We start from the raw sequence: 8,943 nt of genomic DNA on the forward strand, positions 1-8,943 counted from the left end.
GCACGACGTGAGGAGAAAAGGCGGGACGGCACTGCCGCTCGCCTGAGCGGCAAAGCCGAAGATTACTTAGTTGGAATCAGAGGCTCAAGATACTTCTTGTGCGCCGGGATATCATTTAGAGGAGGAGCCATAGGCCCCCGCTCGCACTGAGTGCCGTATACACAAGTACCCAATGGAATATGAATATAATTCTTGTAGAACTGAACCACAGCAATTAGTAAAGCCACCAGTACCGCAAGAGATATACCACCTTTAAACCAGTGGTAATAATCATTAAGCGCAGCAATAACGCCACGCCTTGCAAAATACTCCTGATCGCAACACATTTCTATCTGCTCAGTAACATCAGCAGCCGCGTCGCGAATCAAATATGGAGTTTCAACGTTATCTTCTGCTTTTTCATGAATCTCGATCTCTCGAAGACTCGACAGCAGAGCCGCATCAAAAATATCTTTACCGACGTGACGATTGAGATGACCGATTCTAACTTCAATCTGAGTCACCAATCCTGCGAACGTTGACTCGGTACGGACCGAGGAAAAATCATCCTTTCCGATTTCAGACTCAACCCAATCCGCAAGATCTTCGAGCTTATCAATGATTTTGTCTTTTCGCTTGAGCGCCTCAGCACGTCGATTAGACCTATTTTGAATAAATACGGTAAACGACCAACCCAAGGCCAGTGCCAAAAGTTGCCCTGGTAAGTTCTCAAAATTCATTCACAGGCCTTCCTAGCCGCTTCCAATCGATCATCGATCACCAACTCTATACTCTTAACCAGGGAATGAGTATAAGTCAGACGACTTTTAAGGTCTTGATAGGTAAATTTTTCATTGCGAATCAAGCCGCCAAAGGCTTCATCTAAAAATGATCTACCATAGCGGTTATAACCATCCAAAACGACATGTACTGCATCATACTTACGCAGCGCAGGAGCCAACACTTTTTCACGAAAATACTGACCGCACCCATCGCCATCCTCAGGGTAGCGTCCGTAAGGCTTCTTGTTAAAGTCTTTTACCACCGTTATGGTATGCATAATTAAGGCAACTCAATATTCCATTGGACCAAAGTGCCAGGGAACGACTTTGGCAATCGATACAGCTCAGGCTTCTTGTCCGACTGATTGAACTTATAAAGCCCGCTATTACTAAAAACCCACAAAACCCCATCTTCCGTATCATTCACTAAAGCAAGTATGCTCTTACTTCCTTGACCATGCTTATCTTCTTTTGTTCCTGAAACATCACCCTGCATCGACAAATAAATCAAATCTTCATCTGATATCTTAGTCGGTACTAGCGCCAAAAGCCAAGATTTTTCTCTTTCTGGATACTCAGCCACAAGATCCGAATATTTTTCCGGGTGGGTTAGCTCAACTGCTCTCAGAAACCACGGGCGCTCCACAACTGTTTTTGGAATGCCTACACCAGTATCGTAAATAGCAAGATAAAGTTGCTTACCTACCACACTGCACATAAGCCACCATTTTTTATCAGCTGGCGAAGCTTCGGGATAAGCATGAAGACGAACATTATTTATCGTCTCCGAAACAGCATCCCCATAGATGTGCTCCGTGGTAGGACTCATATCCACATAAATACGCTTCTGAATAAAGTCAATAATCTCCTCCATCATTTCACTACCAACACTCGAAATGACTGGCATGGACTTAACACTATCCAAAGCATAACTAAATTTAACACCCCGGATAAGCTTATGGATATTATTTGCCCGAAGAATGGCATTGACCCGCTGATTCTTCTTTGACCATATAACCTCAGCATTCCCGGTGCGCTTAATTCGCGCCTCGTCCAAGGCAGCGTAGACAACAACCAGTGCTGCAGCAGTAATGCTGGACGTACTACTAAAATCCACAAAGCAATCCTTTTTAAGGAATCGCTTCTTAATATCCTCTAGAAACTTTACAGTTTCATCATAGTGCTTATTTTTCTTACCAAAGCCATAGATGGAAATAATTGCTGGAGCAACGATAACCTCCCATCCAGCGCCTTTAGATACACCTGATTTCTTACGACCGGTATAAGAAAAGTCCTTTCTCGACAGCTCATTAAGCCACCGAGCCACGCCAGCTCTACGTCGAAAAAACTCTCTTTCCGGGTTGCTTTTCTTCAATTACCGCTGCTCCAGTGCTCTTAGCTGATACGTCCTGCGACGTGCTAATAGCATTTGAGGGGGTACCAGTCAACGTAAATGATAAGAGGGAGCGTGGGCGATGAGGCCACGAAAAAGGGATAGGCATCTGCCACCATGCATGTACATGAAGCATGGGGCTTACTACCTGGTAAGGAAGGGGAAGTGGGAACGCCTGGACAAGGACTACCAGGGAGCCCTGCTCGCCTACGCCAAGATCATGGGCGGCAAGGGCCAGGGCGGAATGCCCAAGCTAATCGATGACGCGCTGGACGCGATGCGTGGGCGCCTGGCAGACAACACTATCAAGCAGTACGAAGCGGCGGCCGAGCGTTTGAAGAAGAACTTGGCCGAGTTCGAGCCCCGCCAGGTGCTGCCGAGGCATGTGGCCGCACTCAAGCTGCACATGTCCGACACGCCGAACATGGCCAATCGAGTGATCTCGTTCCTCCGGATGGTGTTCGCCTACGCCCTGGAACAGCAGATTGTCGACTCAAACCCCTGCACCGGCATCAAGCGGCACGTCGAGAAGAAGCGTGACCGGTACATCACCGACGAGGAATTCGCGGCAATATGCGGCGCCGCGTCCCCCTACATCCGCTCGATCCTCGAGATGTGCTATCTCACGGGGCAGCGAATTGGCGATGTGCTGGCCATCAAGCTTTCGGATATCACAGACAAGGGTATCGCCTTCGACCAGCAGAAGACGGGCGCCAAGCTTATTGTTGGCATGACACCGGATCTTGAACAGCTGATTGCAAGGGCAAAGGCCATCCCCAGGAAGGTGCGCGGGCTCACACTGTTTTGCACCCGGGGCGGCGGCAAACCGGTCTCCTACGAGACGGTGAAGGACGCCTTCAAGAAGGCTTGCGAGAAAGCAAAGGTCACCGGAGCAACCATCCACGACCTCAGGGCGAAGTCGCTGACCGACACCGACGACCAGGGCAACGATGCCCAAAAACTCGGCGGCCACACCAACGCCAAGATGACCGAGCGCTACCTGCGCCTGCGTAAAATTGACATCGCACAGCCCCCAGCAATGCCGAAAAAAAGCCTGTAGTATTAGACGTTTCGCAATTGTCTAATAGACGCACAGCTGTAAGGCCTTGAATGTCCAGTCTTTCCGACCATACCCCAATGATGCAGCAGTACTGGAAGCTGAAAAACCAGCACCCGGACCAGCTGATGTTCTACCGCATGGGCGATTTCTACGAGATCTTCTACGAAGATGCGAAGAAAGCCGCGAAACTGCTGGACATCACCCTGACCGCGCGCGGTCAGTCGGCCGGCCAGTCGATCCCCATGTGCGGCATTCCGTTCCATTCGCTGGAGGGCTACCTGGCCAAGCTGGTCAAGCTTGGCGAATCGGTGGTGATCTGCGAGCAGATCGGCGACCCGGCCACCAGCAAGGGCCCGGTGGAACGCCAGGTGGTGCGCATCATCACCCCCGGCACGGTCAGTGACGAGGCCCTGCTCGACGAGCGCCGCGACAACCTGATTGCCGCCCTGCTCGGTGACGAACGCCTGTTCGGCCTGGCGGTGCTGGACATCACCAGCGGCAACTTCAGCGTGCAAGAGATCAAGGGCTGGGAAAACCTGCTGGCCGAACTCGAGCGCCTGAACCCGGTAGAGCTGCTGATCCCCGACGACTGGCCACGCGACCTGCCCGCCGAGAAGCGCCCGGGTGCCCGTCGCCGCGCGCCATGGGACTTCGACCGCGATTCGGCGCGCAAGGCCCTGTGCCAGCAATTCGCGACCAAGGACCTCAAAGGCTTTGGCTGCGACAAGCTGACCCTGGCCATCGGCGCTGCTGGCTGCCTGCTGACCTACGCCAAGGAAACCCAGCGCACGGCCCTGCCACACCTGCGCAGCCTGCGCCACGAGCGCCTGGACGACACGGTCATCCTGGATGGCGCCAGCCGCCGCAACCTGGAACTGGACGTCAACCTGGCCGGCGGGCGCGACAACACCCTGCAATCGGTGATCGACCGCTGCCAGACCGCCATGGCCAGCCGCCTGCTGACCCGCTGGCTGAACCGCCCGCTGCGCGACCTAAAGGTGCTGCAGGCGCGCCAGGACTCGATCCGCTGCCTGCTCGACGGCTACCGCTTCGAAAAGCTGCAACCGCAACTCAAGGAAATCGGCGATATCGAGCGGATCCTCGCCCGTATCGGCCTGCGCAATGCCCGCCCGCGTGACCTGGCGCGCCTGCGCGACGCCCTTGGCGCCCTGCCCGAGCTGCAGAACGCCATGAGCGAGCTGGAGGCTGCGCACCTGGCGCGCCTGGCAGCCATCACCGGAACCTACCCGGAACTGGCCAGCCTGCTGGAACGTGCAATCATCGACAATCCGCCAGCAGTGATTCGCGATGGCGGTGTGCTCAAGGCCGGCTACGACAGCGAGCTGGACGAGCTGCTGGCAATCAGCGAAAACGCCGGGCAGTTCCTCATCGACCTCGAAACCCGTGAAAAGGCCCGCACCGGCCTGGCCAACCTCAAGGTCGGCTACAACCGTGTGCATGGCTACTTCATCGAGCTGCCGACCAAGCAGGCCGAGCAGGCGCCAGGCGACTACATCCGCCGCCAGACCCTCAAGGGAGCCGAGCGTTTCATCACACCCGAGCTCAAGGCCTTCGAGGACAAGGCGCTGTCGGCCAAGAGCCGCGCCCTGGCGCGCGAAAAGATGCTCTACGACGCGCTGCTGGAAACCCTCATCAGCCACCTGGCACCGCTGCAGGACAGCGCTGCCGCCCTGGCCGAAATCGACGTGCTGAGCAACCTGGCCGAGCGTGCGCTGAACCTCGACCTGAACTGCCCGCGCTTCACCGACGAGCCGTGCCTGCGTATCGAGCAGGGCCGCCACCCGGTGGTCGAACAGGTGCTGACCACGCCGTTCGTGGCCAACGACCTGGGCCTGGACAACAGCACGCGCATGCTGATCATCACCGGCCCGAACATGGGCGGTAAGTCCACTTACATGCGCCAGACCGCCCTGATCGTGCTGATGGCGCACATCGGCAGCTTCGTCCCGGCAGCCAGCTGCGAGCTGTCGCTGGTCGACCGCATCTTCACCCGTATCGGCTCCAGCGATGACCTGGCCGGCGGGCGTTCGACCTTCATGGTCGAGATGAGCGAAACCGCCAATATCCTGCACAACGCGACTGAACGCAGCCTGGTGCTGATGGACGAAGTCGGCCGTGGTACCAGCACCTTCGACGGCCTGTCGCTGGCCTGGGCCGCCGCCGAGCGCCTGGCCCAGCTGCGTGCATATACCTTGTTCGCCACCCACTACTTCGAGCTGACCGTACTGCCGGAGAGTGAACCGCTGGTGGCCAACGTGCACCTGAACGCCACCGAGCACAACGAGCGTATCGTCTTCCTGCACCACGTGCTGCCTGGCCCAGCCAGCCAAAGCTACGGCCTGGCCGTGGCGCAGCTGGCGGGTGTGCCGGCGCCAGTGATCCTGCGCGCTCGCGAGCACCTGGGCCGGCTGGAAACCACCAGCCTGCCCCATGAAGCACCGGTGACGAAAAAGGCCAAGGACGAGCCGCAAGTCCCGCACCAGAGCGACCTGTTCGCCAGCCTGCCACACCCGGCCATCGAGAAGCTGGGCAAGCTGGACCTGGATGACATGACCCCGCGTCAAGCTATCGAAATGCTATATCAACTAAAGAACCTGTTATAACGGCGCCCACTACAAGCTGGTAGAATCCGCCGCGGTTTGCTGGTGCTGCAGGTTATTAGCCTGGCCTGCAGCCACATGCCCGTAAACCGCGCGGCCCTGAGAGGAAGGGCCGCCGCCGTCGCCTGAGGAGAGAACTAGAAATGACCTTCGTCGTCACCGACAACTGCATCAAATGCAAATACACCGACTGCGTGGAAGTCTGTCCGGTGGACTGCTTCTACGAAGGCCCGAACTTCCTGGTGATTCACCCGGACGAGTGCATCGATTGTGCACTGTGCGAGCCTGAGTGCCCGGCCCAGGCGATCTTCTCGGAAGACGAGATCCCTGCAGGCATGGAAAACTTCATCGAGCTCAACGCCGAACTGGCGGAGATCTGGCCGAACATTACCGAGCGTAAGGACGCCCTGCCCGACGCTGAAGAGTGGGATGGCAAGACCGGCAAGATCGCCGACCTGGAGCGCTAAGCGCACGGATACGAAAAAGGCCCGCAACGGGCCTTTTTTAATTTTCTGCGGGCAAAAAAAGGGGCGGTTTGACCCGCCCACATTTTTTCCGTAGTCCCTGCTTGTCCCAAACATCATCCTGATGAAATCGCGTCTTGCGATGTCCTTGGCCTTCTCCCTGAAAGCCTGTGCATGTCCGTGTGCACAGTTCGAATATTAGCGAGTTCCCCAAGGCAGGCAACTGCAGGATCTCTCAAGATAATACTGGGGACACATTTCCACACAGCCTAAAAATACATATTTTTCATACACTTACGAAAAATCATTATCTGAAAACGACTTTGATTTACTGGTAGTTACACAGATGGCTTACATAAAGAGTAAGCAAAGGCTTACACGCCATGCATCAGGGGTAGCGCCGTACACATTGCTCGGCTCCATATTTATGCCGTCTCTACCGGCCTCTTCGCGGGCAAGCCCGCTCCCACAGAGAGGGCGCAAACCTCAGGCCTGTGGTGATCCTGTGGGAGCGGGCTTGCCCGCGAAGAGGCCAGTACTGGGTTACCGAAATGCCGAAAATAAAAAACACCCCGAGGTCATCGGGGCGTTTGCATACGGTACAGCCAGGCTTACTGGAACAGCGACTCGCTGGAAAGCCCGTTCTTCTCGAGGATCTCGCGCAGGCGCTTGAGCCCCTCCACCTGAATCTGCCGTACCCGTTCGCGGGTCAGGCCGATCTCCAGGCCAACATCTTCCAGGGTGCTGCTTTCATGCCCCCGCAGGCCGAAGCGGCGCACCACCACCTCGCGCTGCTTGTCGGTCAGCTCACCCAGCCACTGATCGATGCTCTGCGACAGGTCGTCATCCTGCAGCAGTTCGCACGGATCGGTCGGGCGATCGTCGGTCAAGGTGTCGAGCAGGGTCTTGTCCGAGTCCGGGCCGAGCGACACGTCCACCGAAGACACACGCTCGTTCAGGCCCAGCATGCGCTTGACCTCGGCGACCGGTTTTTCCAGCAGCGTGGCGATTTCTTCCGGCGACGGCTCGTGGTCGAGTTTCTGGGTCAGTTCGCGCGCGGCCCGCAGGTAGACGTTGAGTTCCTTGACCACGTGAATCGGCAGGCGAATGGTGCGGGTCTGGTTCATGATCGCCCGCTCGATGGTCTGGCGGATCCACCAGGTCGCATAGGTCGAGAAGCGGAAACCGCGCTCTGGGTCGAACTTCTCCACCGCACGGATCAACCCCAGGTTGCCCTCCTCGATCAGGTCGAGCAGCGACAGGCCACGGTTTACGTAACGACGTGCGATTTTCACAACCAGGCGCAGGTTGCTTTCGATCATGCGTTTGCGGCCGGCTGGGTCACCCTTTTGCGACAGGCGCGCAAAGTGCACTTCCTCTTCCGGCGAAAGCAGAGGCGAGAATCCAATCTCGTTGAGATACAGCTGGGTGGCATCGAGCGCCCGGCTGTAATCGATGTACTTGTGTTGCTTGAGCGAAGAGCCTGACTTGGCCCTGGTCCGAACCGAAGGTACAGCAGGTTCGTCTGACACCACATCCGTTTCCAAAACGATGCCCGTCTCCATGAGGAGGACGTCATCGTCGATGTCAAACTCCGGCGCTTCTTTACTGAGAGCCATTGTTATAGTCCTTTGCTGAGTTCGAACTCAGACTCATGCGGCGCCTGTCTCCCTGGCAACGCAGGAGCCTGTCCCCTTTACGTCACAGGAACAGGCCGGGCACAACGATCAACGACGTGGCAGGAACTGGAGTGGATCGACGGGTTTGCCCTGGCGGCGAATCTCGAAATGCAGCTTCACCCGATCAGTGCCCGTGGACCCCATTTCAGCAATCGACTGCCCTGCCTTGACCTGCTGCCCCTCCCGAACCAACAGCCTGCGGTTGTGACCGTAGGCACTGACGTAGGTATCGCTGTGCTTGATGATGATCAGTTCGCCGTAGCCCCTCAAGCCACTCCCGGCGTAGACCACCGCACCATCAGACGCAGCAAAAACAGGCTGTCCCAAATCACCGGCGATATCAATGCCTTTATTCAAACTACCGTTTGAAGCGAATTTTCCAATCAGCACGCCATTGGCTGGCCACGTCCAGTTGCCCACCGCCCGCTCTGCTGCGGGCACCGTGGCAACCACCGGAGCAGGCGTGGCGGGTGTTGTTGGCGTCGGCTTTCCGCCGTTTTCCGGGGTGTTGATAGGCGTTCCTGCAGGGCGACGAATGACCGTTGTTCTGCTCGAGGAAGACGGGCTGGAGACCACCGTGGTACTGCTGGCAGAACCGCTGCTGAAACGGATCGCCTGGCCCGGGCGGATGGTGTAGGGGGCGGGAATACCGTTACGCGCGGCCAGCTCCTTGTAGTCCCAGCCATAGCGGAACGCGATGGAAAACAGGGTATCGCCAGGTTTGACGACGTACTGCCCCGAGGTCACTGCAGGTCGCTTGGGCGCAGCAGTGTTGCGGTCGACCACGCGCGCCCCGCTGGAGCCTGTGCTGGAGCAACCTGTCAGCAGGGTGCCCATGGCCAGTGCAATCACCAGAAGCTTTAAAACCGACCGATCCTTGCGCTGCCGAATGACTGTGTGCCCCACCCGCGCTCCCCTCATGGTGCCGAAAATCGATAATACGATATGAAATGCAATATTGTTGC

The 8,943-nt window shown here is 56.9% G+C and carries 8 protein-coding genes; 3 read left to right on the top strand and 5 right to left on the bottom strand.

All coding sequences use genetic code 11. The features are described from left to right. Nucleotides 1-62: 62 nt before the first annotated feature. The 3 genes from BUQ73_RS20430 to BUQ73_RS20440 are packed head-to-tail and all read right to left on the bottom strand — an operon-like array spanning nucleotide 63 to nucleotide 2,136. On the bottom strand, nucleotides 63-719 hold the full coding sequence (locus BUQ73_RS20430; RefSeq protein ID WP_079229439.1) for a hypothetical protein: 657 nt from the start codon (nucleotides 717-719) through the stop codon (nucleotides 63-65). Then, complete coding sequence (locus BUQ73_RS20435) at nucleotides 716-1,039, bottom strand: STAS-like domain-containing protein (protein WP_079229440.1); 324 nt, start codon at nucleotides 1,037-1,039, stop codon at nucleotides 716-718. The genes BUQ73_RS20430 and BUQ73_RS20435 overlap by 4 nt, the downstream gene beginning before the upstream one ends. A 2-nt stretch (nucleotides 1,040-1,041) precedes the next feature. Further along, a complete protein-coding gene (locus BUQ73_RS20440; protein WP_152031588.1) occupies nucleotides 1,042-2,136 on the bottom strand; it encodes an ATP-binding protein in 1,095 nt (364 codons plus the stop codon). 100 nt (nucleotides 2,137-2,236) lie between these two features. Between BUQ73_RS20440 and BUQ73_RS20445 the strand changes: the two genes are divergently transcribed. The 3 genes from BUQ73_RS20445 to fdxA all read left to right on the top strand — a co-directional run bounded on the left by BUQ73_RS20445 (nucleotide 2,237) and on the right by fdxA (nucleotide 6,302). Then, entirely contained in the window at nucleotides 2,237-3,214 is a 978-nt protein-coding gene (locus BUQ73_RS20445) for a tyrosine-type recombinase/integrase (RefSeq protein WP_152031589.1), read from the top strand. Nucleotides 3,215-3,264: 50 nt separating this feature from the next. Then, the gene (mutS, locus tag BUQ73_RS20450) at nucleotides 3,265-5,838 is read left to right on the top strand and encodes a DNA mismatch repair protein MutS (protein WP_079229443.1); all 2,574 of its coding nucleotides are present in this window, start codon (nucleotides 3,265-3,267) and stop codon (nucleotides 5,836-5,838) included. 140 nt (nucleotides 5,839-5,978) lie between these two features. Then, a complete protein-coding gene (gene fdxA, locus BUQ73_RS20455; RefSeq protein ID WP_051097441.1) occupies nucleotides 5,979-6,302 on the top strand; it encodes a ferredoxin FdxA in 324 nt (107 codons plus the stop codon). 608 nt (nucleotides 6,303-6,910) lie between these two features. Here fdxA and rpoS read toward each other — a convergent pair. Together rpoS and BUQ73_RS20465 are read right to left on the bottom strand one after the other, a co-directional pair. Then, nucleotides 6,911-7,918, bottom strand: a complete 1,008-nt coding sequence (gene rpoS / locus BUQ73_RS20460) for an RNA polymerase sigma factor RpoS (RefSeq protein WP_016392283.1) — start codon at nucleotides 7,916-7,918, stop codon at nucleotides 6,911-6,913. Between the two features lie 108 nt (nucleotides 7,919-8,026). After that, the gene (locus tag BUQ73_RS20465) at nucleotides 8,027-8,884 is read right to left on the bottom strand and encodes a peptidoglycan DD-metalloendopeptidase family protein (RefSeq protein WP_079230601.1); all 858 of its coding nucleotides are present in this window, start codon (nucleotides 8,882-8,884) and stop codon (nucleotides 8,027-8,029) included. Between the last annotated feature and the right edge of the window lie 59 nt (nucleotides 8,885-8,943).

This window comes from Pseudomonas putida, assembly GCF_002025705.1.
GTDB lineage: Bacteria > Pseudomonadota > Gammaproteobacteria > Pseudomonadales > Pseudomonadaceae > Aquipseudomonas > Aquipseudomonas putida_J.

What these genes read in the sequence shown, in the direction of transcription:
- fdxA (WP_051097441.1), top strand. Translation starts at nt 5,979, where the DNA reads ATGACCTTCGTCGTCACCGACAACTGCATCAAATGCAAATACACCGAC.
- BUQ73_RS20430 (WP_079229439.1), bottom strand. Translation starts at nt 719, where the DNA reads ATGAATTTTGAGAACTTACCAGGGCAACTTTTGGCACTGGCCTTGGGT.
- mutS (WP_079229443.1), top strand. Translation starts at nt 3,265, where the DNA reads ATGTCCAGTCTTTCCGACCATACCCCAATGATGCAGCAGTACTGGAAG.
- rpoS (WP_016392283.1), bottom strand. Translation starts at nt 7,918, where the DNA reads ATGGCTCTCAGTAAAGAAGCGCCGGAGTTTGACATCGACGATGACGTC.
- BUQ73_RS20445 (WP_152031589.1), top strand. Translation starts at nt 2,237, where the DNA reads ATGAGGCCACGAAAAAGGGATAGGCATCTGCCACCATGCATGTACATG.
- BUQ73_RS20435 (WP_079229440.1), bottom strand. Translation starts at nt 1,039, where the DNA reads ATGCATACCATAACGGTGGTAAAAGACTTTAACAAGAAGCCTTACGGA.